At 56.2% G+C, this 25,957-nt stretch carries 22 protein-coding genes; 14 read left to right on the forward strand and 8 right to left on the reverse strand.

Features of this window, described 5'->3' with window-relative positions:
* Window positions 1–131 precede the first annotated feature (131 nt).
* Together RB_RS02615 and RB_RS02620 are read left to right on the forward strand one after the other, a co-directional pair.
* On the forward strand, window positions 132–983 hold the full coding sequence (locus RB_RS02615) for an ABC transporter ATP-binding protein (protein ID WP_011118321.1): 852 nt from the start codon (window positions 132–134) through the stop codon (window positions 981–983).
* Window positions 980–2,776, forward strand: coding sequence for a hypothetical protein (locus RB_RS02620; RefSeq protein ID WP_011118322.1), 1,797 nt, complete (start codon window positions 980–982; stop codon window positions 2,774–2,776). The genes RB_RS02615 and RB_RS02620 overlap by 4 nt, the downstream gene beginning before the upstream one ends.
* 106 nt (window positions 2,777–2,882) lie before the next feature.
* Here RB_RS02620 and RB_RS02625 read toward each other — a convergent pair whose 3' ends face one another.
* Both RB_RS02625 and RB_RS02630 read right to left on the reverse strand, forming a co-directional pair.
* Entirely contained in the window at window positions 2,883–3,950 is a 1,068-nt protein-coding gene (locus RB_RS02625) for a polysaccharide biosynthesis/export family protein (RefSeq protein WP_007329639.1), read from the reverse strand.
* A 271-nt stretch (window positions 3,951–4,221) separates the two neighbouring features.
* Window positions 4,222–5,994, reverse strand: coding sequence for a hypothetical protein (locus RB_RS02630; RefSeq protein WP_164921403.1), 1,773 nt, complete (start codon window positions 5,992–5,994; stop codon window positions 4,222–4,224).
* A gap of 313 nt (window positions 5,995–6,307) precedes the next feature.
* On the opposite strand from RB_RS02630, the gene RB_RS02640 reads away from it, so the two are divergent.
* Window positions 6,308–6,970, forward strand: a complete 663-nt coding sequence (locus tag RB_RS02640) for a PilZ domain-containing protein (RefSeq protein WP_007329636.1) — start codon at window positions 6,308–6,310, stop codon at window positions 6,968–6,970.
* A gap of 6 nt (window positions 6,971–6,976) precedes the next feature.
* On the opposite strand, the gene RB_RS02645 is transcribed toward RB_RS02640, so the two are convergent.
* Window positions 6,977–8,392, reverse strand: coding sequence for an EF-hand domain-containing protein (locus RB_RS02645; RefSeq protein ID WP_011118326.1), 1,416 nt, complete (start codon window positions 8,390–8,392; stop codon window positions 6,977–6,979).
* 437 nt (window positions 8,393–8,829) lie between these two features.
* Between RB_RS02645 and fliP the strand changes: the two genes are divergently transcribed.
* The 7 genes from fliP (at window position 8,830) to RB_RS02680 (ending at window position 14,754) form a co-directional block, all read left to right on the forward strand.
* Complete coding sequence (fliP, locus tag RB_RS02650; protein WP_011118329.1) at window positions 8,830–9,840, forward strand: flagellar type III secretion system pore protein FliP; 1,011 nt, start codon at window positions 8,830–8,832, stop codon at window positions 9,838–9,840.
* 6 nt (window positions 9,841–9,846) lie between these two features.
* Complete coding sequence (gene fliQ, locus RB_RS02655; RefSeq protein WP_007329633.1) at window positions 9,847–10,113, forward strand: flagellar biosynthesis protein FliQ; 267 nt, start codon at window positions 9,847–9,849, stop codon at window positions 10,111–10,113.
* Window positions 10,114–10,115: 2 nt separating this feature from the next.
* Window positions 10,116–10,910, forward strand: a complete 795-nt coding sequence (locus tag RB_RS02660) for a flagellar biosynthetic protein FliR (RefSeq protein WP_007332783.1) — start codon at window positions 10,116–10,118, stop codon at window positions 10,908–10,910.
* Window positions 10,903–11,985, forward strand: a complete 1,083-nt coding sequence (locus RB_RS02665) for an EscU/YscU/HrcU family type III secretion system export apparatus switch protein (RefSeq protein ID WP_007329631.1) — start codon at window positions 10,903–10,905, stop codon at window positions 11,983–11,985. Before RB_RS02660 ends, RB_RS02665 begins: the two co-directional genes overlap by 8 nt.
* A 5-nt stretch (window positions 11,986–11,990) precedes the next feature.
* Window positions 11,991–12,692 (forward strand): DUF2461 domain-containing protein, encoded by a 702-nt coding sequence (locus RB_RS02670; RefSeq protein ID WP_011118330.1) that lies wholly within the window; start codon window positions 11,991–11,993, stop codon window positions 12,690–12,692.
* Window positions 12,693–12,814: 122 nt separating this feature from the next.
* Window positions 12,815–13,309, forward strand: coding sequence for a hypothetical protein (locus tag RB_RS02675; RefSeq protein WP_007335858.1), 495 nt, complete (start codon window positions 12,815–12,817; stop codon window positions 13,307–13,309).
* Window positions 13,310–13,413: 104 nt separating this feature from the next.
* Entirely contained in the window at window positions 13,414–14,754 is a 1,341-nt protein-coding gene (locus RB_RS02680) for a PLP-dependent aminotransferase family protein (protein WP_011118331.1), read from the forward strand.
* A gap of 69 nt (window positions 14,755–14,823) precedes the next feature.
* Here RB_RS02680 and RB_RS02685 read toward each other — a convergent pair whose 3' ends face one another.
* On the reverse strand, window positions 14,824–16,143 hold the full coding sequence (locus RB_RS02685) for an NRAMP family divalent metal transporter (protein ID WP_231846146.1): 1,320 nt from the start codon (window positions 16,141–16,143) through the stop codon (window positions 14,824–14,826).
* Window positions 16,144–16,197: 54 nt separating this feature from the next.
* Here RB_RS02685 and RB_RS02690 point away from each other — a divergent pair, with 54 nt between their 5' ends.
* Both RB_RS02690 and RB_RS02695 read left to right on the forward strand, forming a co-directional pair.
* Complete coding sequence (locus RB_RS02690; RefSeq protein ID WP_007335855.1) at window positions 16,198–16,965, forward strand: glucosamine-6-phosphate deaminase; 768 nt, start codon at window positions 16,198–16,200, stop codon at window positions 16,963–16,965.
* Window positions 16,962–17,873: an N-acetylglucosamine-6-phosphate deacetylase gene (locus RB_RS02695; protein WP_011118333.1), complete on the forward strand. Its 912-nt coding sequence runs from the start codon at window positions 16,962–16,964 to the stop codon at window positions 17,871–17,873. Before RB_RS02690 ends, RB_RS02695 begins: the two co-directional genes overlap by 4 nt.
* 39 nt (window positions 17,874–17,912) lie before the next feature.
* Here the strand turns inward: RB_RS02695 and RB_RS02700 are convergent, their stop codons facing one another.
* Together RB_RS02700 and glgC are read right to left on the reverse strand one after the other, a co-directional pair.
* Complete coding sequence (locus tag RB_RS02700) at window positions 17,913–18,881, reverse strand: GGDEF domain-containing protein (RefSeq protein ID WP_011118334.1); 969 nt, start codon at window positions 18,879–18,881, stop codon at window positions 17,913–17,915.
* Window positions 18,882–18,932: 51 nt separating this feature from the next.
* Window positions 18,933–20,273 carry a glucose-1-phosphate adenylyltransferase gene (glgC, locus tag RB_RS02705; RefSeq protein ID WP_007329623.1) on the reverse strand — a complete coding sequence of 447 codons (1,341 nt, stop codon included), beginning with the start codon at window positions 20,271–20,273 and terminating at the stop codon, window positions 18,933–18,935.
* A 420-nt stretch (window positions 20,274–20,693) separates the two neighbouring features.
* Here glgC and RB_RS02710 point away from each other — a divergent pair, with 420 nt between their 5' ends.
* Together RB_RS02710 and RB_RS02715 are read left to right on the forward strand one after the other, a co-directional pair.
* On the forward strand, window positions 20,694–22,328 hold the full coding sequence (locus tag RB_RS02710; RefSeq protein ID WP_164921404.1) for a Do family serine endopeptidase: 1,635 nt from the start codon (window positions 20,694–20,696) through the stop codon (window positions 22,326–22,328).
* A 139-nt stretch (window positions 22,329–22,467) separates the two neighbouring features.
* On the forward strand, window positions 22,468–23,364 hold the full coding sequence (locus RB_RS02715; protein WP_164921405.1) for a hypothetical protein: 897 nt from the start codon (window positions 22,468–22,470) through the stop codon (window positions 23,362–23,364).
* A gap of 174 nt (window positions 23,365–23,538) precedes the next feature.
* Here the strand turns inward: RB_RS02715 and ald are convergent, their stop codons facing one another.
* Window positions 23,539–24,624: an alanine dehydrogenase gene (gene ald / locus RB_RS02720; RefSeq protein ID WP_011118338.1), complete on the reverse strand. Its 1,086-nt coding sequence runs from the start codon at window positions 24,622–24,624 to the stop codon at window positions 23,539–23,541.
* A gap of 3 nt (window positions 24,625–24,627) precedes the next feature.
* A complete protein-coding gene (locus tag RB_RS02725) occupies window positions 24,628–25,887 on the reverse strand; it encodes a sulfatase (protein WP_231846148.1) in 1,260 nt (419 codons plus the stop codon).
* Window positions 25,888–25,957: the final 70 nt, after the last annotated feature.

Genomic DNA, 25,957 nt, shown 5'->3' on the forward strand with positions numbered 1-25,957 from the left:
ACCGCGCCAAAACGCATAGCCGGTCCCGTTTAAGGGAACGAGGCCGGATCCGAAACGAAGGTTCGCCACCGTGACAGCCACCGTGGGGTAGCGTCCTTCAGAGGCGTTCTTCCCTGACATGGCACCGGCCGATGATCGAGCTGACTCACTTACAAAAGCTTTATGACGATACGATCGCCGTCAAGGACGTGACGGTGTCGATCCCTGCTGGGGTGATCTGCGGGTTGGTCGGTCCCAACGGTGCGGGGAAAACGACGACCTTGCGTTGCATGGCGGGGTTGTTGCCCGCCACTGCTGGCGAAATTCGAATCAATGGTTTTTCGCCTGATTCGGATCCTGTACGCCACAAAAGAACAATTGCGTACGTGCCGGATGATCCGCCACTGTTTGACGACTTGACCGTCGGCGAGCACCTGGATTTCGTTGCTCGGTTGTACCAAATCGAAGATCACCGACGCACCGCCATCGATTTGCTCGAGCGATTTGAATTGCTCGGAAAATACGACGCGATGGTGACGTCTTTATCGCGAGGAATGCGGCAGAAATTGGCGGTGGCCTGCGCGTATCTGATTCAGCCTCAGGTCTTGTTGTTGGACGAGCCATTGACCGGTCTGGATCCTCCCGGCATCCGAGTTCTTTTGCAGTCCGTCCGTGAGTTCGTTCGGTCTGGACGCACCGCGATTGTCAGCAGTCACTTGTTGGCGATGATCGGGGACGTATGCGATCAAGTTTGGTTGCTGCAAAACGGGTTGGTGCGATACCACGGGACGACGACCGGTTTGCGTCAGGAATTCCCGGAAACTAATTCCTTGGAAGAAGCGTTCTTTGCCGCGATGAAACCTGTCGTTAAAAGCGACGCGGGCATCGATGAAAGCACCGTGGTCATGCCTGGCGTTCCGAATTTGGAACCGACATCGATGGGAGCCCCACTCGATCAAGTGACCGCGAATTCGGTTGCATCGACCGTGACCAACATCTCATGACCACGTCAGGATTCACATCCGTTCGTGGCGGCCAACGAAACCGCCTGATTGATTGGTTGGTTCCCGACGAATCGCTTGCTGGGCTGCGATATCTGTCGCGTGCTCAGCTCCGATTCCGTGTGACGCGGTTTTGGAAGCGGATGTTCTCACCCCGCCAAGCCATCGCATCGATCCTTTCGATCGCGTTCATGGCGTTGTACTTGGTGGCCGGCCTCACGCTGCTTTCGCGCCGGGAAGCCAACGACCCCGAGCAACTGCGTTTGTGGTTGTCCGGCGGGATGGTGCTCTACGCGCTGTATCACACCGTCAAACATCTTTGGTCCAAACCATCGCCGGAACCCGATGCCGTCACATGGACCGATGCCGACCGTTTGTGGTTGGGCGGTGGTCCTGTTTCGCGGCGCACGATGGTGTTGCGTGAAGCGATGTCATCGATCCCATCGTCACTGGCCAAGACCGCTTTGCTCGGCGTGGTGCTATGGCGGGACGCTGAATTTTTGCCATTGTTGTTGGCAGGAGTTTGCCTGGCATTGATTGCATTGGAGTTGATTCGTCGCGTTATCACCCATGGCATCGATGCCTTGCGACCGCGCGAACGGCGACTTGGTTGCGCGATGAGTTTGGTTGTCGGCTTGGCGATGGTGGTTCAGCTCGGCATCCAAATTTGGCAATCCACACCGCCCGGAAGTGATCCGGTGATCTACGTCCTCTCAGCGATGTCCGAGGTCGGAAACTACGCCGGATCCACGGCGATTCAAACGGTGGCATTCGCTTTGTTACCAGCCGCATCGGTCGCGTCCGCTGAACCGTGGAGCGTTTTTGGTTCACTGCCACCGGTCGTATCGCTCGCATTCATGACCATGGTTGCGATTGCGGTCATTTGCGTTCTGGCGGAGACGCTGGTCCGCGTCGATGCATGGTCGGCGAAACGGCGGATCGAAACCGAACGCCGTCGATTGAGACTGATGGAAAGCAACGTTGCAAGCGTTCGCTCGTTGACGGTTGAGTTTTTAACGCGTCCGACACAAGTCACGCGGATTCAGCGTTTTGGTGATTGGTTGGCTAAATGCTTGCCCGAACGACACCGTGGGATGTCGGGGTTGGTCGTGCGGCAATTGCAATGCGTTCGTCGATACTTGCCCAACGTGATCGTCAGTTTCGCGATTCCGATGGCGCTGTCTCTTTCGCCTTTACTCACGGACCAAACGACCAAGCAGTGGGTGTTCGTGATTGGCGGAATCGCACTGAGTTCGTTGTTGCTGGCACCGCCGGCTTTGCAGATCGATTTTCGTCGCGATTTGAAACGGATGTTCTTGGTCCGCTCGTTGCCTCTCGGGAACGTCGCGATGTGTGTGGGAATGTTGAGTGTTCCCGTCGCGATCACGGTGTTGTTCCAGTGGAGCACGTTGGCACTGGGAGCGTGGTTTGCAACGCCATCGACGTGGCAAACCGTTTGGTTGTTCCTCGCGTTGCCGTCGCTCGCCGTGGTGACATTTGCGGTCGAGAACGCACTGTTCCTCGCATTCCCTCACCACGTGCACGCACAGGGAATTGCCATGGTGATCCGCGCGAAGATCACGTTCCTGTGGAAAGGGTTGATGCTCGCTATCGCACCGATCGGGTTGATCACCTACGTGATGTTCTGCGAACGAGTGCTGCCGGCTATTTGGGTTGGTCCCGCGGCGTTTGGCGGAACGTTGCTCGCCGTTTGGAGCACCGCAGCGTTTGCGGGTTGGGTGTTGGTGCGATGTTGGCGACGGTTTGATCCGTTGATCGATACACCGCCGGAGTGACGCAGGGAGTGAGAGCAAGCATTCTCTAGCGGCCCGGTTTTTCGTAGCGACGGCTTGGAAGCCCGTCGTACGGCTACGCCATCTTCAGCGTCAACAGAGCTGAGTGCTAGTTTGCTGTGTCACTGGTGAATGAGAATCCGCCGAAGGGAACGATGCCGTAGACGCCTTCGGTGAAGACTTGGCGGACGAAGTCGCCGAACACGGTGATCGGGCGATCGGGGATGACGATCACGTCGCCATCGCGAACCCAAATTTCATCGGCAGGGGTCGGGCGTTTCCCGCGGATCGCTCCGTTGAGGTCCAGCATGGTGCTGATCATTCGCCAATCTTCCGCACGTCGGAACACGATGACCTGACGTAGGTTGCCATCGGGCAGGTGACCACCCGAGGCTGCGATGGCACCGAGCACGGTCGTCGGCGTGGTGATTTCTTGACGTCCAGGCAGTCCGACTTGTCCGAGCACATAAACGAAGTGTGGTGCTTGTTGTGTCAGGATCGGTTCGACTTCCAGTCCAACCACAACTTCCGCGTATCGCAAATTGATTTCGCGTTTGAGTTGTTCCAAAGTGAACCCTTGCACGCTGACTTGGCCGATGCCTGGCAATCGAACGTGACCGTCGGGCATGACCGTCGTCGTGATGGCTTGCGCGGTGAATCCACCGAGTCCACCGACAGCGGCGCGGATGTCTTCTGCCAATGTATTGGTGCGAACCGGCGTGACGTCGATTGCCGGATCATCGTAAAACGCTTTGTATTCGCGTTCCAATAAGTCTCGCAGGCCCGGAACCGTCAGGCCGGCCGCTTGGACTTGCCCGAGCAAACGCACCGTGATCGAACCATCGGGTTGAATCAGCAAGCCGCTTTCCAGGGTTCCGCGATCCAAGTCTTCATCGGCGATGGATTCAATCGAGACTTGGTCGCCAGGCATCAGACGATACTGACCCGCGTCTTGTCGACGAGTGACCAAGTAAACCATTTGAAGCTGATCGCCGGGACGAACATGGTATTTCGCCAGATGTCGCATCCGGGCTGGACCGGTGTAGCCGCCCGGTCCGTATTTGTCGAAGTCCATTGGCTTCATGTCCTGCCAACGAGCTTCGCTGCCGCAGGCGGTTGCACAGTCAACGCCCAGCATGCATTTGGGGCAACCGTAACCTTCGGCGGTCAAAACCATGTGCGTTCCACACGATCCGCATGGCCCACATGCACTTTGCGAACCTGGACCATTCCAGGCTGGTGCGTGCGCGACGTTTGAATGTGTGTTGACCGTGTGCGACGGAACGGGAACACGTTGCGAATGGGAAGCCGGTACAAGCTGACCCGATCTCAATTGCGCATTTGCGGTTTGGACTTGCAATAAACAAAGCCCAGCCACGACGAGAGCGGCAATGATATTGATCGATTGCGGACAGATCGATGAGAGACGAGAAATCAATCGCATGGTCTTACCACCACTTTTTGAGTTGAGGCAAGAAACGTGAACTGTTTCGAGTCGGTTGTTGAGTTGGCTCAGGCGTCTCATTCGAGTTTGATTCAGGGACAGCGAGTGATTGTCCCAACGCCGCCGTTGCGGGCGGAGTGTTCATCAAGCGGTAGCTGGCCGGTTGAGTGTGAACCGGTACGTTTGTCGAAACGTTCTTCGCGTTCACTGATCCAGTGTTGTTCTGTACGTCGCCGGTTTGTGCTGGGATGATGCTGCGCGAGACTGATGCGAATTGTTCAGGCGACATCGTGACCACGTCGGGTGTGCGTCGAGTTTGTGCTTGCGACCGAATCGGAGCACCCTTCAAGACCGTGGTGGCGGCGGGCGACAAGGATTCGATTTGGTTAAGCTTTTGCAGAACGTGGACGTCGTATCGAAGTGTCAGTGAATGTTGCAACGCCCAGGTGGCTTCTTCGATCAAACCAACGTCAGCCAAGTGATACCCAAGTTTGGCAACCAAGTCTGGGTTGTTGCTCTGACCTTGCACAGCCGCTCGTCTTAGACAAATGGCGGAAGGGCCAGGCAATTGGGTGGCTTCACCTCGACCGAGTCGAATCGCTGCGAGCAAATCCATGGCTTGTGCGGCGAGTAAGCTTTGAGCCGCGACTTCGCTGAGTTCCATCCGAGCCAAATCAAGGTAGCGATCGATGGCCTCGTTGGCGGTTGGAATCGTTTGCGTTGCACCATCGGTGCTTTCGACCTGCATCTCGGTGTACCAACCAAGCTCATCTTTGGGAGCGGATTGATAATCGGGATGCGAAGCCGATGCCGCTCGACCGCGACGTGGAAGACCTTGTCGGACGACAGGAGTGCGGTGCGATCGAGCCAAACGTGCGATCGATTCGGGATCATCCGTCGCGTACGGGCCGACAAAATCTTGTGCTTCGTTGAGTGCGTCTCGACCGGATTGCAAATGTCGAACGGCCGAACGCGAAGGAGCCGCCGCGACGGCCTGTCCTGATTCGATTGCGGTACGCGAACGGGTGTGTTGGTCGTGTAGATCGATCGCTTCGGCGGCCAAGTGCAACGTTTGCCAAGCAGATGTTTCAGCCGATGCGTAAGCCGCGGAACTGTATTCCAGCTCGGCTTGTTGAAAATGCTTCCAAGCTTGATCGAGTTTTGACTTGGCCGTTTGAGTCGCCAGGAACATGCCCGATGCGGCGGCCGGTGGTGTGACGGGCGATTTGGCTTGTTCCGTTGCACGCCGCTCGGCGATCACTTCGGCAAATCGTTGAGCGGTCGATTTGGAAACGGTGATTTCCGTCGAGGTTTGTGGTGATGGTTCAGCCATCGGCAAACGTTGAGGTCTCGCATCTGCAGCGGGCTTGTTCGGCTGGCTTTGAAGAGGCGTGCGGAGCGTATCGCTGGTCCGTTCTTGCGGACGCATCGCGATACGAGGGGCCTCGGTCGGTTGAGGTTCTTCGCCGACCGCAACGGGTTGAAACGATTCAAAGCTGTTTTGATGAGGGCCGACCGGGATCTGTCCCGAGAATCCGGCCGGTTCTGCATCATGGGACGCGGCGAGCGGCGTCGACCATTCAGGCGGGGCTTGCAAGGTGGGCTGTTTGACGATCGTCGAGCTCGATTGGGGCAGCATCAGCCGAGCGGTGGCGACACCGGGGGCCGCGGTGATCTCGGTGGCATCCGAAGTTCCGGTGACGAATTGATTGGTCCGAGTCGTTTGTGCAAACGAGGGTTGAGCCAGCAACGTCAGTGGTGCCAAACCGAAGATCATGAGCATCCGAGATCGCCGTCGCTGCCGACCGCGGGCACGGCAACTGGCAGAGGCAACTGAATGGCGGTGGGGACGCAACATAGGACTCGATCAACAGCGGGATGATGTTCGACACACTGGTCATCGGGTCTTCCCTGGTCCGATTGTGATGATTTTGCCTTCCGAACGAGTCCCAACAGTTGCAGCGGTGGGACAAGCGGCAAAACCGTTACAAGTTCACGAAGACTTCGGATTTCCGAGGCACGGGGGGTTTCATGACGTAGGGTTTCACAGATGGTTCCGCCCCTGATTCTCTAACTCTCTTCGAAACCTCATGACGCGTGACGTGAACGGCCAAAACCGAACGAGCGATCGTTTTTATGCGAAGCATCGTGACCGTTTGAAGGCTGTCGTGGTGATTCTTCGCGACGACATAGTGAAGGAATACGATTGCCAGTTAGCGGACCTGAGCCAAGGTGGTTGCGCGATTCGGGCCAAGTTGGGTGAGGATTCCAACGTCACCATCGCCGTGCTTCGAATCAATGCACCGACGCTGGGGATCGAACTGGAAGTGGCCGGCCGGCTTTGTTGGAATCAGCAAACGTCGGTGGGATCGAACACCTTCGGATTCCGTTTCCGCCGCCCTATCGATTTGGATTTGATCGATCAGATGGTGGACGAAGGCTTGATCACGCGCCGGGAAGAAGAACGGATGCAGGTTGGAATGCCTGTTCAAGTCCGTCGGGCACACGGCAAATCAGAAGTCAACGATGTCGTTCTAGAAGATTGCTCGGCGTCGGGAATGCGAATCACATTGCTCGGACAAGTCGATCCGTCCGAGCGATTGTTGATCAGCACCCCATCGGGCGTCAGCGGCACTGTGACCGTGATTTGGCTTCGACGCACCGAGGATGATCGCTGCGAATGCGGATGTGTCTTCCAAAATCTCCGCTCCGCTCGTGCCATCAACGACGAGCTGAACCAAATCTTGGTTTGACCGCGATCAACGTTTGGATCGATTAGCCATGTGCTGAGCGTACTCCTGGATCGTGACGCGACCATCGCCGTTGAAATCTGCACCAGCAGGGCTGAGCAACATCGACTTCCATTCGGTCGCCGTTAGAGCTCCGTCCTTGTTGCCGTCGTATCGACCAATGATGGTCGCGGCGTATTTCAGTTCTTTTTCCGTTGGCGGCGGGCCATCAGCGGCGGGGGAACTGCTTGAACGCCCGGAGCTTGATCCCGAGCTGGCTGAACGCGCGGTGGCAGAAGAACCTGGTGCGGCACGGCCGGTTGGGGCGTCAGTTGCCACGGCGCCATCATTCACGCCTTGGCGAACTTCGGTTTGCGTGATGACACCGTCCTGGTTTTGGTCCCAACGGTAGTACTCTTCCACCCGAGCCGGTGTCCAATCGCTGGTGTACTCGTTCATCGAAACTTGTCCGTCGCGGTTGAGGTCGCGTTGAGCAAAGAAACTGGGCATGCCTTCGGCCATACTCGGTCCCTGCACACGGTAGGACTTTCGTCCACCAAAATCGACTTCCACAATTTCGCGATCGTCGTCGTCGCCTCGGCGGCGGTCATCACGACGATCGTCTCGACGTTCTTCCTCGTTGCCACGACGGACGGCTTGGCGGGTTGCCAGCTCCATTTCGGAGAGCTTGCCATCGCCATTGCGGTCAAAGTCCATGGGATTCCCCCAGAAACGGCTGGAGATCTCATCTTTGCCGAGCTGGCCGTCTTTGTCGCGATCGTAGCGAGACAAGACTTCACGTGCGGATTTGCGATCTTCCTCGGTGGTGGGTGTGGACATCATTTCGGCGGCTGGGCCAAAACCGGGAACCAATACGGGTTCCGCTTCCAAGCCAAATCCCGGGACAAGCATTTCCAGTTCCATGTCGTCCGTGTCGCGACTGCTGCGGCGATCACTGTCGCCGCGAGAGTCACCACCGCCCTCGCGTTCTTGACGCATTTTTTCAAACGCACTGCTGAATTTCGACAGCGGAATTGGTGTGCCGGCCTTGATGCTGGAGTCAGTTGCTTCGAGTCGACGGATCAGGAATCCGGCGGGGCCTTCTTGTTCATCGGGATCCAGCGTGCCGTTTCCGTTGCGATCCAATCGTTGCAGCATGCTGGCCGGGTCAAATCCACCACCGGGGCCGCCACGTCCACCTCGATCGCCACCGCCGCCTCCACGGTCACCACCGCCGCGTTCGCCGCCACCACGACCGCCACGGTCGCCTCCTCCTCCGCCGCCGCGATCACCACCGCGGCCGCCTCGATCGCCGCCCTCACCTCCGCCGAATCCGCCTCCGCCAAATCCACCTCGGCCCGGAGGCTGAGCCGCGGCCGGCAGCGACATCAAAAGGGCAAGAGCGGGGATGAGCAGCAATCGGATTGAGAATGGGCTCGTGAACATGGCAAAGTCAAAAATGACGAGTGGAAGCGTGAAAAGAGAGGCATTGGCCGAGAGAACTCAACTCGCCGGGCGAATTGGTCGGGTTTTAGCCTACATCGTTTCAACCCTTTGGCACCACAAAAGTTTCGATTCCGGCCTCGGGTGGCTGTTCCTGACGTGAATTTTGGATGGAAACCCGTTCGAGGCCCGGAATCCTCCGTTCTCGTCAAGGAAACAGGACATGCAGTTTCTATGTGCTGTACTGTCAAGCCTTTATCATCACCCTACCTTTGTGAGGGTGAAGTAAAACTGCACAACCTCGAAGACATGCCCTTTCTCCAGCCACTTCGCGAAATCTCAGGCTGAGACAGATCGAGCTGCGAATCCGACTTTCGGCGAAATGACAAATTCTCCTAAAGTCGCAACTCGGAACGGTCGAGCGTGGTGCTCGGCCTGACGTGGGTGCTTTCCATCTTCCCGTGGCTTTGGCTGTGTTTGCCCGACTGAATTGTCCTCGAGTGAACGAATGCGATCGGGCCGTCATGGTGCGATGGTTGCTAGCCGGCGTTTGCACGTTTCTCTTCGCCGCTGGATTTGGCTCAGAAGCGTTCGCACAGCAAGCCGAGCCCAGCATCGTTCGCCCGAATGATCCGCTGCCCAGCAAAGCGACCGTTTCCAACCCTGAAGTGCTTGACCGAACGCCGGTTCAAGCCTTTGGCGGCCCGGAGAACCTCGACGCACCCGAACCAACCGACCGCAAACCGCTCGACTTCATCGCCGGCGGCCCTGATGAGTGGACCAGCCCCGAGGGTTTGGCCGGCAGTTTGCAAGTCATGCTGCTGCTCACGGTGCTGTCGTTGGCACCCGCCATTTTGTTGATGACGACTTGTTATGTCCGCATCATCATCGTGCTTGGTTTGCTGCGACAAGCCATCGGGTTGCAATCGTTGCCGCCCAGCCAAGTGATGACGAGCGTCGCGTTGTTCATGACATTGTTCGTGATGACACCGGTCTGGACTCGCGTCTACGACGATGCGATCAAGCCATACACCGATCCTGAAGTCGAAATGACTTTGGAAGAAGCATTCGAAAAGGGTGCCATTCCAATTCGCGAATTCATGGCGTGGCAAATTCGCGAAGCTCGCAATGAAGACGACGTGGTGTTGTTCTATGGATACATGGATCCCGACGCCGTCGTACCCAGCACGTTTGATGACGTTCCTCTGCGAGTCCTCCTGCCCGCGTTCATCTTGAGCGAACTGAAAACGTCGTTCCTGATGGGCTTTCAAATTTACTTGCCGTTCTTGATCGTCGACCTTGTCGTCGCCAGCGTCACGATTTCGATGGGGATGCTGATGTTGCCTCCCGCCGTGATCGCGTTGCCATTCAAACTGCTGCTTTTTGTGTTGGTGGATGGATGGCGTTTGGTGGTCGAAATGTTGATGAACAGCTTTGGGACAATGGGATAGCGCGCCGTGTTTGAAGCCTCTGACGCAATCGATTTGGTTCGCGAAGCCTTGTTGGCCGCCGTTGTCTTGGCGTTGCCGATGTTGGCGGTCGGCATGCTGGCTGGTTTGGTGATCGGCTTGATCCAAGCACTCACCCAAATTCAGGATCAAACGGTCTCGTTTGTTCCCAAGATCATGGCGATGGCTGCGGTTTTGATCGCCTGTCTTCCGTGGTTGATGTCTCGGATGGTCGAATTCACTCGGCATGTCTTTGAAGACGCGGGTGGTTTGTAGCGATGCAAGCCTTCGTCGATTGGATCTTCAATCACTTGGTGCTCGGCACGCTCGTGCTGACTCGTCTGGGCATGTTGCTGATGGCCATGCCGGCGATCGGTGTGGGAGTCCCCAAACGCATCCGGGCTTTGTTGGCACTGGTTTTGACGGCGATCTTGATGCCAACCTTGGCCGCGCAGTGCGATCATCCATCGATGCCGACGATCGACAATCTGCCTGAATTAGCGGTCGCGATCGGGCGTGAAGCGTTGATTGGTATGTTGATCGGTGCGACGACTCAGATGGTCATCACCGGTTTGCAATTGGCCGGTGAAGCAATCACCAGCACCGGCGGGATGCAACTGGGCGATTCGATTGATCCGACCACGTCCAGCAGCATGCCCGCGCTGGCTCGGATGGTCGGCATGTTGGTCACGACGGTGATGTTGATCACGGGAGCCCACAGGGTGGTGCTGCGTTTGTTGGTCGAAAGTTTTCAGCACATTCCGCCTGGCAACGTTCAGTTCACGGATTCGATGATGGACGCCGTCATCGTGGTGATGGGCAATTCCATGGCCAGCGGCGTGCGTGTCGCGGGCCCGGTGATTGCCGCGTTGTTGCTGGCAAATTTGGTGACGGGTTTGATCAGTCGCACGTTGCCTCAAATCAATGTGTTGGCAATCGGATTGTCGATCAACGCGTTGGCAATGTTGGTGGTCACCGCGTTGACGATCGGTTCCGTTGCGTGGTTGTTTCAAGAAGACTTGACGGCGAACGTCGAGCGATTGTCCTCGATTTGGACAACGCCTGATGTCTGATTCCGGTGGAGATAAGAAACACTCAGCGTCAGAACGCAAACGCAGGCAGGCTCGCGAAAAAGGCCAGATCGCGAAAAGCCAGGACCTGACATCTGCGACTCTGCTGCTGGCCGCGATCGGAGCTCTTTACGCCATCGGTGGAAACATGGCGGCCTATTTGTCAGGAGGCATTGAACAGGCCCTCGGCGAAACGAAGCTGGCACCGATGACCAATCAAGATGCCACGCAGTACATGTTGCAAATCTCGCAACGATTGGCGATGGCAGCCGTGCCGATGATGATCCTGATGTTCATCGGTGGCGTGTTGATCAATGTGTTTCAGTCTGGATTGTTGCTTTCGACCGACAAGTTGATGCCAAAGTTGAGCAACATCAGCCCAATGTCTGGGGCCAAGCGAATTCTGTCGCTTCAAGGCGTGATGCGATTGGTGTTCGGAATGTTCAAAGTCGGCATCATCGGCGGGATCGCGTACTTAGCACTTCGGGCTCACCACGGTGATGTGATCTCGATGGCTTCGTTGTCGGTGCCACAATTGGCCAAGTCGATGTTTGACACCTTGTTTGGTGTGTCGTTGTGGATCGGCGTCGGTTTGTTTGTGTTGGCACTGCTCGAATACGTGTATCAGTGGTGGAAAACGGAACAAGACTTGATGATGACGGACCAGGAAGTTCGTGACGAAATGAAAGACACCGAGGCCGACCCGCAGGTGGCGGCTCGTCGGCGTCAGGTCGCACGCCAATTGGCGATGGGACAACTCGGATCCGAAGTTCCCAAAGCCGATGTGGTGGCCAGCAACCCGACCGAACTTGCGATTGCGATCAAGTACGATCCGTTGACGATGCCGGCTCCGATCGTGGTGGCAAAAGGCGCGGGCATGATCGCCCAGCGCATTCGACGCTTGGCACTGGAAAATGGCATTCCTGTGGTGGAGCGAAAAGAGCTGGCCCAGGCGTTGTACAAATTGGTCGACGTGGGACAAGAAGTCCCGGCGGAGCAGTACCAAGCGGTGGCGGAAATCTTGCGTTACGTCTATCAAATGCAAGGTAAGAAAGTTCCGCAAGCAACCGCAGCCTGAACCTAATGACTTCTCCGATCCAACCTGAATTCTTTCACTTCCTCGAAGACCTCTCGGACAACAACAATCGAGAGTGGTTCGCGGAGAACAAACCTCGCTATGAGTCCGACGTTCGGCAGCCGGCATTGGAGCTAATTCGACAGCTCGCCGTGCCACTGAAACGATCCGCGCCGATGCTTCGCGTGATCGACAAGACGCAAGGTGGTTCGCTGATGCGGATCTACCGGGACACGCGGTTCAGCAAAGACAAAACGCCCTACAAGACGAACGTGGGCATTTCGATGCGGCACGATGCGTGCTTCACCGGCACGTTGTCAGAAGACATCTACACGCCGGGTGGATATGTGCATTTGTCCCCGGAGGAGTGTTTTGTGGGGATGGGCGTTTGGCGACCGCAACGGGAGTCGCTCGCAGCAATTCGAGCGGCCATCGCGGAAGAACCCAAGGTTTGGCTGCGGGCTCGCAATGCCAAGTCATTTCGCACGTCCTATGGGATGGGCGGCGAGCAGTTGAAGACGTCCCCGCGAGACTATGATCGTGATCATCCGATGATCGAAGACCTGCGCCGGATCGACTTTGTCGGAATCGCGGAATTGGATCGGAAAGAGGTGATCGCCAATGACGCGGTGGCTCGTATCACTCAACTGATTCGCGATGCACGTCCGTTGATGCGGTTCTTATGTGATGCCGTCGACGTGCCTTACTGACACCCCTTTTGTCATTCTTTTCGAATGCGTTTTTAGAAACTGGGGTTGCGACGGTTCTGGCGGAAAAGCGATAGCTGATCCAACGTTGAATTTTCTGAATCGTAGTACGTGGAGCGTTCTCAATGCCCCGTTTTGAAATGTCGCCTTTTTCGCGTCGACTAACCGTTTGCGTTTGTTTGTTCGTTGGCAGCCAGTGCATGGCCGCCACGTCCGCCTCTGCGCAAGGGGCGGAGCCGGGAGCTTTCTCAAAGATGGCTCAGACACTCAATCCCGCAAACTGGAAGATGCCTTCGATGCCGAAGGCTCCTGCTTTCCGCATGCCAAGCTTTTTGGTTCCCAATGACGATCAAGAACGGATCGTGGAACGCAAGAATGGTTTGATGACGGATGTCAAAACCACCGCGTCCAAGTCTTGGCAGCGTACCAAGGAAACGTTCAATCCGGCTCGTTTGAACCCGATGAACATGTTTGCTGGTACGGGAACCGAAACAAAATCGACATCGCAATCTGATTCGCCCGGTTTCTTCAGTTCTATGTTTGGTGCTCCCCAAGCCGCGAGCGGACCCGAAGAACGCGTTGCCAACGTCAACGACTTCCTTGAATTAGAGCGTCCTTGATCGATCGGTCAAACAAATCCTTTCTTGCGTGACGGGATTGAGTGGAGGATGATGGGAGGGACGACTTCGAACTTGTCTCCTTCTCTCATTGAAAACGATTTCTGATGGCACTGCCTCCCTGGACGGTGGATTTGTTGCGACGCGGCGTGGCCGATTTGGCTCGGCAAGCGACAGACCCGGAGACCGCACAAAATCTTAAAGACCAAGCAAGCAAGTTAGTCGAGGAACTTCCTCGTGTAGCTCGCGAAAAGGTCGATACGATTCTAAAGCAGGCCGAAGCGAGTGCCGCACCCTTTCGCGATGCGTGGGCGGGAACGTCAGCCTTCCAAGGCCCGCAATCTTTGATCAATGGGTCCGGCAAACTGTCGCACGAACGTGGCAGTGGCGTTGCCGTTGATGCATCCGTGTTGGCCGCCGCGGCACCGTACTTGATGGGCGACTGCAGTCTGTCTCAAGGTCACCGCAATACTCAGCCAGTCGAACGCTTCCTGACGGAACCTTGTGGCACCGAGGTTCAGGTGTTGGTTGTCAATTCGTTTGATGCGGGATTGAGCTTGATCGGCCAGTGCGGTCGACGTGCCGGACGCATTTTGGTGCCACGATGTTGTGCGGTGCCTCTGCGAAGTGGAAGCTCAGCCTGCTTGGCGGATGAACTGCAACGATGGACCGGAGGTTCGGTTCGTGAAGTCGGCACGTCCGATGGAATCAAAGAATCGGACCTGGCCGATGCTCTGGGTGGTTGTCCCAGTCGATCGTTTGGTGGTCAGCGAACGACAACGTTGGTGCGTTTGCCGAAGGAGTGCTGCACGCTCGATGCGGAGGCTCGTCGCAAGCACGGCGTTTCTGAAATCGTTGTGACGCCATCGGCTCGATTGCTCGGAGCTTCTTCCGAAGGTTGCTGCAGTGCGGCAGGATTGATTCGTGCGGGAGCCGATGCGGTTTTGATTGGCGGCGGCGTTTTGACGGGAACTCCCGGCATGGGAATTCTCATCGGACGCACCGAATGGATGAAAGTGTGGAACGAAGACCCACGAATTTCCATGTTGCAGGCTCCCGATGCGATCGTCGCAATGCTGAACGCGGCGGCGCTGCTCGCTTGTGATAACAATCTGCCTGTGGATCGGTTGATTGCGGCTAGTGAAAGCAATTTGCAGGACCGAGCCGAACGTTTGGCGACTCAGTTGTCGGGCATTGATGGCGTGACGTCAGCCGTCGTGACACAGGACTCTGCCACGATGCCTCTCAAGTCAGGCACGCTTCCGTCGCGACAAGTTTTGGTGCGAGTCAACACGTCCAGCCCCGCGGTGGTCGTCGAGCGTTTGACGAAGGGCGACACGTGTCTCTTGGCCGAACCGTCGGATGATGGCGTCGCGATTGACTTGCGATGGGTCACGCCGGATCAACAGGCCAGGATCTCGCAATTGTTCGCGATCGCGATTCGCTGAACCGGGCATCTGTTTCGAGTGATTGCACGCGATCGGTCAGTCGATCGCGTTGGTGGAAAGCGAGAACGCTCAGATCAACCCGCTGAGTGTTTTCAGTGAAAGCGCGATTACCACCGCCAATCCGATCCATGCCAGCACTCGAATTGGCCAAGCGACGTCTTTACGTTCCAACGTGTGCAACTGCCAAACGATCACGGCGGCGAGCAGTGGAAAGCAAAGCACAGTCAACGATTGTGCGATGACGATGAAGCTGACCAAATCAACTTCGGTCAATGCGGCGAGGCTGGCGACCGCCCATCCGGCGAGCAATGCGGCAATGGTGGCTCGTTGAACCGGGCGAGAGGAGACACGACAGTCCGTTCCAATCGCGTCGCAGAAAACGACGCCGCCAATCAATGCGTTGACCAGAAATGAGCTGGCCGCTCCGGCAAAAATACCGATTGAAAAAACGATTCGAGCCCATGATCCAAACAAAGGTTCGAGCGAAAGGGCAACGACTGATGCATCGGTTAAATCTTCAGGAGCGATGTTGCCGTGCAATGCGGTTGCCGCGGTGACATAAATCATTCCGGTGATCAGCGCCAGCGATGAGATTCCGACAAAAACATCCACCAGCCCGGTCGACAGATTTTCGCGTTTCCAGCCTTTCTCTTTGACTTGATAAGACTGGTAGAACGCTCCCGCGACCGAGAACGTTGTCGCGACCAATGCCGCCATGCTCAGCCACGCGATTGATGCATTGTCGGAACTCGCGATGGTTTCCGATTCGCTGGCCAGTGTTGCGTCCACTTCCGGTGCCGGAAGGCTGGGGATCAAGCCGCCGATCACATCGACCCAATCAGGCGACGACGCAAACATACTGGCACCAAACGACAAAACCATGGCACCGACGAGGAACGCCATCGCACGTTCGATCCAGCGATAAAGATCACGCCGGCCGAGCCACACGAGTGCGATGATGGCTCCATTGAAAAGCAACAATCCCGATGCACGTCCAAGCGTTGACCATTTGTTCACGGTTTCGTGGCCAATGAATCCGCTGACTGCCATCCACATCGCGTTGTTGTTGGATGCTTGGAACAACGTGATCGCGATCAAGAGCGACAATCCGACGACCCAGGCGGCCCAGCGTCCAAAACGATCGGCAACCAGACCGCACAAAGTATTTTCTTTGCAGACGCCAATTGTCATCGCAGCGGCGGTCATTCCGATCATCAGGATTCCCGCGAGCGGCACAATCCAAAGCAAATCAAAGCCTTCTCCGCAGGCAACGCGGCTGGCGCTGACGATGCTGCCGGGCCCAAGAACGACGGCCGCGACGACGATGGCGGGGCCAATTCGACGGTATCGTTTCCAACCACTCTCGTTTACTGCTACCGGCTGTGTCACAATGAAGCCTTGTCGATGAACGAATGATTTGTTAGCCGCCACATGCGACCGCCAATGTTGAACAAGATCCTAGCCGCTGACCGCTTCGAAATGGGGCTCTGGGTGGGCCGAAATGCTGCCGACTCGATCCGAATGGCTCTGAGTGAGTTCGGTCATGCCAATATCGTCGTCGCAACGGGTGCTTCCCAGTTCGAAGTTTTAGCCTCTTTGGCCGAGCAACCTGGCATCGATTGGTCGAAGGTGACCGGTTTTCATCTGGATGAATACGTTGGTGTATCGCCGGATCATCCCGCATCGTTTTGCAAATACCTCCGCGAACGCTTTGTCGAAAAAGTTTCGCCCGGAGCGTTTCACTACCTTCGCGGCGATGAAGATCCTGTGGAAACGATGAAACGAGTCGGCGACTTGTTGCGGCAAACTCGGATCGACGTGTCCTTGGTGGGAATCGGTGAGAACGCACACCTCGCGTTCAACGACCCACCGGCCGACTTGACCACGACCGAACCGTATCTGTTGGTGGATTTGGATCAACGTTGTCGAGAGCAACAAGTTGGCGAAGGATGGTTCTCATCGCTCGAGGAAGTGCCGACGCAAGCGATCAGCATGTCGGTTCAGCAAATCCTGAAATCGCGTCAGATCTTTTGTTCGGTCCCGGATGCTCAGAAAGCGGAAGCGGTCGCGAAAACCTTGGCCGTCGTTAACGATCCGATGGTGCCAGCATCGGCTCTTCATCTGCATCCCAACGCGACGCTGATCATCGATATCGCGTCGTCGGCCGAATTGGATCGCGACGTTCGGAATTCAATGGAGCCTGGCAGTTGAACCACGTCGATCTGCAAGTCAACGGCTATGCCGGCGTGGACTTCAACGGGAACGAACTTTCGACTGAGCAAGCCAAGCACGCCTGTGACGTGATGCGTTCACACGAGGTCGACCGGTGTTTGGCGACGGTGATCACGGATTCGATGAATGCCATGTGCGCTCGCATCAGCCGAATTGTTGATGCCATCGAAGCGGACGATGAAGTCGCGACGACTATCGCGGGAATTCATGTCGAAGGACCGTTTTTGTCGCCGTTGGATGGTTACGCGGGGGCTCATCCAAAGTCAGAGATTCGTGCGGCGACGATCGACGACGCGGAACGTTTGCTGGACGCTGGACGTGGTCACGTTCGTTTGGTCACGCTTGCACCGGAGCAAGACCCCAACGGTATCACGACGCGTTGGTTGCACGACCGCGAAATCATCGTCGCGGCGGGGCATACCAATGCGAGTTTGGATGAACTGGACGTCGCGATTGATTCGGGGCTGTCGATGTTCACACATTTGGGCAACGCGTGTCCATCATCGATTCCTCGTCACGACAACATAGTGCAGCGAGTGCTGTCTCGTGCGTCGCGATTGTCGATTAGTTTTATCGCCGATGGTTTTCACATTCCGATGATGGCCCTGGGCAATTATTTGCAGTGTGTGCCTGACAAGAACATCGTCATTGTCAGCGACGCGATCAGTGCGGCCGGTTTAGGACCGGGCACGTATGCGTTGGCGGGCCAGAACGTTCATGTTGATGACGACGGTGCGGCGTGGGCGGAGTGTCGAACGCACTTTGCCGGGTGTGCAACTTCCGTTCAAACGATGGCTGAAAAACTGCGTCAAGAATTGAAAATTGACGAAGCTCGCATCCGAGCATGGACGCAAACCAACCCAGCGAGATTGCTGGAAGGCAAGTAGTTGTCAATCGCGGTTTGGGATTTGGTTCGCCGAGCGATTTTATGAGCGAATGACTTCGGGAGCGTTGATCAATTGGGCACCGTTGCCGTCGTTGAAATAGACCCGGTTTCGTCCCATGTTCTTGGCCGAGTAAAGGGCCTCGTCGGCACGACGCACGATCGGACCGATGACCAAATCTTCGTGGGGCGTGCTCAGTCCAACGCTCAGTGTGACTTGCAATTCGGCGGAACCCGCATCGACCGGATCGTTCGCAATGCGGTCTCGCAGTTTGTTGATTTTGTCGGCCGCGGCGCGAATTGGAAGATGCGTCAAGATCGCGAATTCTTCGCCGCCGAATCGCGAAACGATCTCGGCGTCTTGCATCCCATGACCGAGTCGTTGCGAAATCTGTTGCAGAACGATGTCGCCGATCGGGTGACCATGTGTATCGTTGATCATCTTGAAGTGATCGATGTCCATCAAGATGAGCGTGAACGACTTGCCACCGGCGCGGTAGGCGGAAAACAACTCGTCGAGTTTTTTGTCGAAGGCTCGTCGATTGAAGAGACCCGTCAGACCGTCCGTGCGAGCTTCCGTGAGGTAGGACTGGATTTGTTCGGTTTGTTCTTCGAGTTGCTGCTCAGCGGCTTCCAAACGTGTTTGCAACTCGGTGTTCGTTGACATGATCTGATTGATCAACGTCACCATCCTTGCGTCGCTGGCTTGTTGGTTGTCGTTGGCCCTGCCGTTGCGGGTGGCGCCGGAACGCGATTGTTGCAAACTGATCCTCATCGCGTCGCTGAGTTCGCCCAGTTCGCTTTGATAGTTCGAAACGTTGCCGGAGTACTCGTTGGTCCAACGTGACAGACCTTCGAGCAAGCCCAACATGCGTTGACGCTCGTCCTCTTGAATGATCGGTCCTAGTGGGATCGCCTTCGCGACTTTGCCGCGTCGACGTCCGAGGATGTAACCGATTGCAATCAAGACCGCGGCGAAAAAGAAACCGGCGGCGATCAATGACGGGTTCACGGCACAGCGGAGGGTTTCGAGGAAGCCCTCGGCATTTGCCGAAAGCGACGGTTAGGAAGTCAGGCTAGATGTTGGATCGTGCGATCCATTGGTGGACACCGGCGAAGCGATCATCTCGCCGCGCGCAATCACAACGAGTCCACTATCGGTCACTGTTAGCCCACGAGCACGATCCAGTGCCAGATCATATCCAATTTCCGTTTCTGGTGGGATTTGAACTCCTTTGTCAATGATTGCACGTCGAATGCGACTGTGTCGTCCAACGTTGACATCATCAAAAAGAATGCTGTCTTCAACTTGAGCGTAGCTGTTGATGCGGCAGCCGGTGCCGATGACGCTTCGTCGGACGCAGCCGCCGCTGATGATTGCACCTTGGCAGACGATCGAATCGAGTGCTTCGCCTCGGCGTGACGATCGACCTTCGCTTCCAAAGACAAACTTTGGCGGTGGCAGTTGTGGTTGGAAGGAGCGAATCGGCCACTGTCGGTCGTAAAGGTTCAACTGTGGATCAACGCCGACCAAGTCCATGTTGGCTTCGTAGTAGGCTTCCAGCGTACCGACGTCACGCCAATACGCATCTCGTTTGCGATTTTCATCGGTGAAGGGGAACGCGAAAACTTGGCTGTCTTCGATCGCACCGGGGATGATGTTTTTCCCAAAGTCGTGATCGCTGTCCGGTTGAGTCGCGTCGTCACACAAACGCTCGAACAAGAATCGGGTGTTGAAGACGTAGATGCCCATCGATGCCAAACAGACGTCGGGATCGTCGAGCGTTGGACGCGGGTTTTCTGGTTTTTCCTGGAATTCCACCAACCGATTGTCGGTGTCGACCTGCATCACGCCGAACTGTCTCGCTTCTTCACGGCTGACACGCAAAGCGCCCACTGTGACATCAGCACCTTTGCGATGATGGAAATTGACCATCGATTCGTAGTTCATCTTGTACAGGTGGTCACCTGCCAAAATCACCACGTACTCGGGAGCTTCACGTTCGATTGCGTAAATGTTTTGGTAAACCGCGTCGGCGGTGCCTTGGTACCAATTGTCATCGATGCGTTGTTGCGGCGGCACAACGTCGATGAATTCGCCCAATTCGCGGCAGAAGTAGTTCCGCCACGCCACATTGATGTGCCGGTCCAGCGATTGAGCTTTGTACTGCGTCAGCAGCAACAATCGCCGCATATCGCTGTTCAAGCAATTACTCAGCACGAAGTCGATGATGCGGTAGGCACCACCAATGGGGACCGCTGGCTTCGCGCGATCCCGTGTGAGTGGTTCGAGTCGTGAACCACGACCTCCGGCCAGAATCACCGTTACTGTTTGTCGCATCATTGGATCGTGGTTTCCTACCGCGTTGGGCATGTTGGCACCCGCAACATGTTCAGGCTGCATGCTAGCAAAGTCCCGTGAGGACTGTCGAGCGGAATTTAGTTTTCCCTCATCGGCTTGAAAGGGAGTTTCATGCGTCGATGTGGATCAATTTCCCTATTTTGACATCCGGCATAACGACCGTCTTCGCCAACATCATCGGTTCGCGAACAGAAAGCCGCGGCCATCATGACATTGGTGCTCTCGTTGTCTGCACAGCAGCTAACTGGTCCGCCGCCGAGCGCTCCGCGTGGACGACTGGTACGTGGACGACTCGTTTCATCAGTGATCCAGTCCCAGCACATCTCGGACCAGATCAGATCACTGGACTGGCGGCGTGCGGAAGCTGGATTGCTGGCGTGGGAAACGTTTTCGACAACTTGTCTCCGGTTCAAAGTGAACCAAATGGGCACCGGTCGCAGTAGTACTGCTTCTCGAAAACTCATGGGTGCGTCCGCGATTCGGAGGCGTGCAACTCATGGCAATTGTTTGGACGAGGTCGCGAAACATTGCGTTGACTTCGCCACGGTACGAGCGAAATATCACTCACCCGCCCATCCCCCTTTGGAGAACACTCTCACGATGCGTAATCAATGGAAACCAATCAGTTTTGCTTTGGGAAGTTTGTGGGTCGCCACGCTGACCGCCGCCGTGGTGGTTAGCCTGCCGGATGGGTTGCGATCAGACGCGATGGCAGATCAAACGACCCAGCGAGCCGGTGCGATCGATCCGGGCCAAGGATTGAACACGGCTCAAGACTTGTCTGCGTCGTTTCGAACGGTCGCCGAAGCGATGCGACCCAGCGTTGTCAGCGTCAGTTCAAAGACCAGCGCGAAGGCCGTTGCAAGTCGGTTGCCGCCAGGACTGCGAAGCCAGTTGCCGCCAGGATTTGAGAAGTACTTTGAGGATCCGTCTCAGGGTGGCCGTCAAATGCCTGAACGAGAAGGCCAAGGCAGCGGCGTGATCGTACGAGAAGACGGTTACATTCTGACCAACAACCATGTGGTCGAAGACGCTGACGAAGTTTACGTCGAACTGAGCGATGATCGGCGGTTGGAAGCGGAAGTGGTTGGAACCGATCCTGAAACCGATTTGGCCGTTTTGAAGATCGAAGCTGACAACCTGCGAGCGATCGCGTTTGGCGATTCCGATGCCATTCAGGTCGGCGATTGGGTGCTGGCGATTGGCAGTCCCTTCGGTTTGGATCAAACCGTCACCGCGGGCATCATCAGTGGAAAGAATCGGAACCGCCGCATTGTTAACAACGGCAACGGGTTCGAAGACTTCTTGCAGACTGATGCGGCGATCAATCCGGGCAACTCCGGCGGCCCGTTGGTCAATTTGCGAGGTGAATTGGTCGGGATCAACACCGCGATTCTGTCACGAAGTGGTGCGAGTGCCGGGATTGGATTCGCGATTCCGGTCTCGTTGGCTCGTCCCGTTCTGACATCGATCATCGAGTATGGCCAAGTGCGTCGTGGTTTCTTGGGTGCCCAAGTTCGTGACGTGACACCTGAGTTGGTCGCCGAGATGGGTTTGAAGGTTGACGACGGTGCTTTGATTCAAGGTGTGTTGGACAAGCAGCCCGCTGCCAACGCCAATCTGCAACCAGGTGACGTCGTTGTCAGTGTTGATGGAAAGAAAGTCCGCAGCAGTTCGCAATTGGTCAACTACATCGCCAGTCGTCCGCCTGGGGCGAGCGTTGCGATGGTGATCAACCGCGATGGCGAAACGTTGACCAAGACCGTCAACTTGCAGGAACGAACCAGCGAAGCGATGGCGATGTTCAACGGTGGTAGCGTCTTGGGCGCAAAGCTTGAACCCATCACGCCCGAGTCCGCACAACGCTACGGATACTCAGGGATGGATTCGGGCCTGATCGTTCTCAGTGTGGAGGACGGAGGCATTGCGGATGAGTCGGGATTGATGGCGGGCGATGTGATCGAGAGTGCCGGTGGCAACGCGGTCAGCTCCGTCACGGCTTTGCAAGCGATCATCACAGAAGCGAAACGGCAGGGCATTCCTTTGCGATTGATCATTCGCCGTGGGAACACACGCATGATTGTGCCGCTGCAGTGATCGATCGACGCTGAATTGATCGATCAACGCTGAATTGAAACGAATGCAAACGGACCGGTGGAAATCATCGGTCCGTTTTTGTTTATACTCCGAGCCATCTCGTTTTCTCTCGGCTCTCGTTCCATCAGCAGCTTCGCTCATGTCTCACGCGCCCCATTCACCCTACACGCAACCGGTTCCCAATTCACCTTCCGGTGGCGGTGGTTCGTCAAAGAACACCGTTATCATTGTCGCCATCGTTTCCGTAACGATGTTGTTGATGTGCGGCGGTGTGTTGGGGTTGGGGTACTACGCCGTCGAACGACTCGCGAAGGAAATCAATGCGGTCAATTACGACTACATGATCGACGACGAAGAAACTCCTCATGCATTGATGTATGCATTGAAAGAGAATGAAACCATCCGAGAGCAGGTGGGTGAGATGGAATCGGTCGAATTCGCGGCGGAACACAATCTTGACAATGCGATCTACACCGAAAACTACTATTACCGAGTCATTGGGACGGATGGCGACGCAATTGTTCGAGCCGAACTCAGCGACAAAGAAGATGTTTGGTTTGACCGCGTGGATTGGGTTCCCGACGAAACCGATTTGGACACTCGCGTCGAACTGGAGACACTCCCAGTGCCGTTTGATCTGATTTCGTCACACGAGACTTACGAGTTGATCAAAGACAACGAAGTGATCAAAAACGAAGTGGGCAACGTCAGCTATGTTGCGTATGACTGGGAACTCACCGACGAATACACCGAGATCGAGGACACCAGTTACGTCCTTTCGGTTCGAGGCGATACGGGTAAGACACATGTCCGCGTCGCGTTTGATGATTACGACTACGAGACACCAGAGCGAATTGAATGGATGAAAGATCCGGAGAACCCGGTGCTCATCTATGGGGAGCCAGCTGAGGACTCGAAGATGGAGAAAGAAAATCCATCGCCGAGCAATCAGGATTCAGCCGAGTCGGAAACGGTTGATCCTGAAACAGTTGATCCTGAAACGGACAACTCGGACGACGCTGAAATCAGCGAGTGATACGGGCTGGGCAGCGTGCTGTTTTTTAGCCACCGAGAACACAGGGATCACAGAGGCGGGTGATCGGGCTGAGGCATTGTCTGCAACCGCGAATCCGCTCCGTGTGCACTGTTGTATCTTTGGCGACCAACCGCCTCGGGTGATCGCTCAGCTCATCAGGCAACGCTTCAAGGCTCAGCCTTGGTAGGCGGAGGAGACGGCTTCGTGGACGATTTTGCCTTCGTGAATGTTGATCGCGGATTGAAGAGGACCGGTGTCTTGTAGGACGCCGGACATTCCCGCCGCCGCGATTTTCGAAATCCATCGCATTGTTGCGTTGCACAATGCAAAGGTGCTCGTCCGGCCGACAGCACCGGGCATGTTGGCGACGCAGTAGTGAACGACCTCATCGATGATATAAGTCGGCTCACTGTGCGTGGTAGGGCGGCTGGTTTCGATGCATCCGCCTTGATCCACGGCGACGTCGATGACGACCGCACCCGATTTCATGATGCGAAGGTCTTCGGCCCGAACCAAGTTGGGTGCTCGAGCACCCGGAATCAAGACGGAACCGATTACCAGGTCGGCTCGTTCGAGTTGTTCGACGATGTTGTGGCGATCGCTGTAAAGCGTGTTCACGTTGGCTGGCATCACATCGTCAAGGTATCGCAAGCGATCAAGATTGACGTCCAGGATCGCCACGTCGGCTTGGAATCCCGCGGCGATTTTGGCTGCATTGGCACCCACCACACCGCCACCCAGGATCGTGATGTGCGCGGGGGCAACGCCAGGGACACCGCCCAGCAAAATGCCGCGTCCCATCTGAGGCCGTTCCAGATACTTCGCGCCTTCTTGAATGCTCATCCGACCAGCGACTTCACTCATCGGTGTCAACAACGGGAGTTGCCCTGATGCATCGCGAAGCGTTTCGTAGGCCAGGCAGGTCGCACCGCTATCCAGCATCGCTTTGGTCAGCGTGTCGTCCGCGGCGAAGTGGAAATAGGTGAATACCAACTGACCGGGCCGGATCAAATCGTATTCCGACCGCTGTGGTTCTTTCACTTTCACCACCAAATCGGCTTTCGCGAAAATGTCATCGGCCGAGGCGACCAACTCGGCACCCGCTCGAAGGTAGTCGTGGTCGGGCAATCCCGATCCGAGACCCGCTCCGGCTTGCACCAAAACGGTGTGCCCCGCTTGAGTCAGTTCAGCGACGCCGACGGGGAGCATTCCCACGCGGTATTCATCGGTCTTAATTTCCGAGGGCACGCCAACAATCATGAGTCACTCTGCTCGATGGAATTCGTTCAAAAGGGTTTGGTGAAGTCGGTCCGCCTCTTCGAGTCGCAAACGCACCACGTTGTTGAAATCGTCGAAATCGTCGGGTTTCAAATACAGATGGCATCGATCATCGGAATCACTCGGTAACGATGGGACGTCGGTTCCGGCTTCTTCGGAGAGGACGTAGAACCAATCGTTGGTCGTGATCGCGATCGGGACATTGCGATGTTGGGTGATAACACGGGCTTCGTGCGATGGCGACGTGGCATCCGACCGCAAAGATTCGTCGGGCTCCGATTCTTCCGTTGTGGCGTTCTCAACGTTTTCAAGAACGAATCGTTCGGTTGGCATGAGGTCCCCACTCGGGTCGGATAAACGAGTGCTAATCACAACGGCGACCTCATCGGCGGATGCGACCATGCGAGATCGCAGGCCAGATCCACCCGAGCAGACGATCGGCACGTGCAGATGGCACGAACGCCACGGACCGGTTCGATGTCCGATGCCACCATTTTGCCCAAGTGCAAATCCGCTGGTTCCACCCAGCACCACCGTCGCGTCGGGCTCGAGCACCGAGTCCAAAACATCGAGCATCGCGTCGACCAATTTGATTTGGCAACCGTAAGTTCGCATCCACGTTGTGATCCAATCCGGATCGTCTTCGGCGGTGATGCGATGATCCGGCGGCGTGGTTTCATGGACCATGAACGGCACTTCCTCCGGGGCGTCGTCCTCATCATCAGCAGTATCGGTTTCGATCGGCAGGTCGTCTTCGTATTCATCGGCGTAGTAGGCCGGTTCTTCGGCGACGGAATCATCGCTGAGTTCTCGCGGCGCGTCCCAGCAATGCGTCAAGAATCTCGAGTGCAACCAAACCGAGTCGCCTTGTGCCAGTCGGTCAGCCGCGACCGCGGTCAGCCGACCGATTGAGGTGTCTTCAATTTCAAAGGTTTCGACTTCGTGATTGGAGTCCTCCTCGTTGTCGCTCTCCAGCAACACGATTTCTTCAAACGCGGCGGCCGATTCGCGTTCCAGCAAACGAGGGTCATCGGTGATCACGACGATCTCCTTTGCCCGCGGCGTGTCCGCCAGTGCATTGGCCCATCGGTCCCATTGTTCGAGAGGATCCGTGACCGGAGTGATGGCACGGTTCCATGTAACTCCTTCTGCCGCCATTCGATCGATGGCCGGTGTTCGATTCCATGAGGACCCATAGGCGGAGATTGCAGCAGGAGTGAATCCTTCCAGCGTGAAGATCAGCATGCGTTGCTTTGGGCCAAATTTGCGTTGAGTCAAAAAACGTGACGTAGGGTTGAACGTGCAGTCTATCGCG

Source organism: Rhodopirellula baltica SH 1 (genome assembly GCF_000196115.1).
Taxonomy (GTDB): domain Bacteria; phylum Planctomycetota; class Planctomycetia; order Pirellulales; family Pirellulaceae; genus Rhodopirellula; species Rhodopirellula baltica.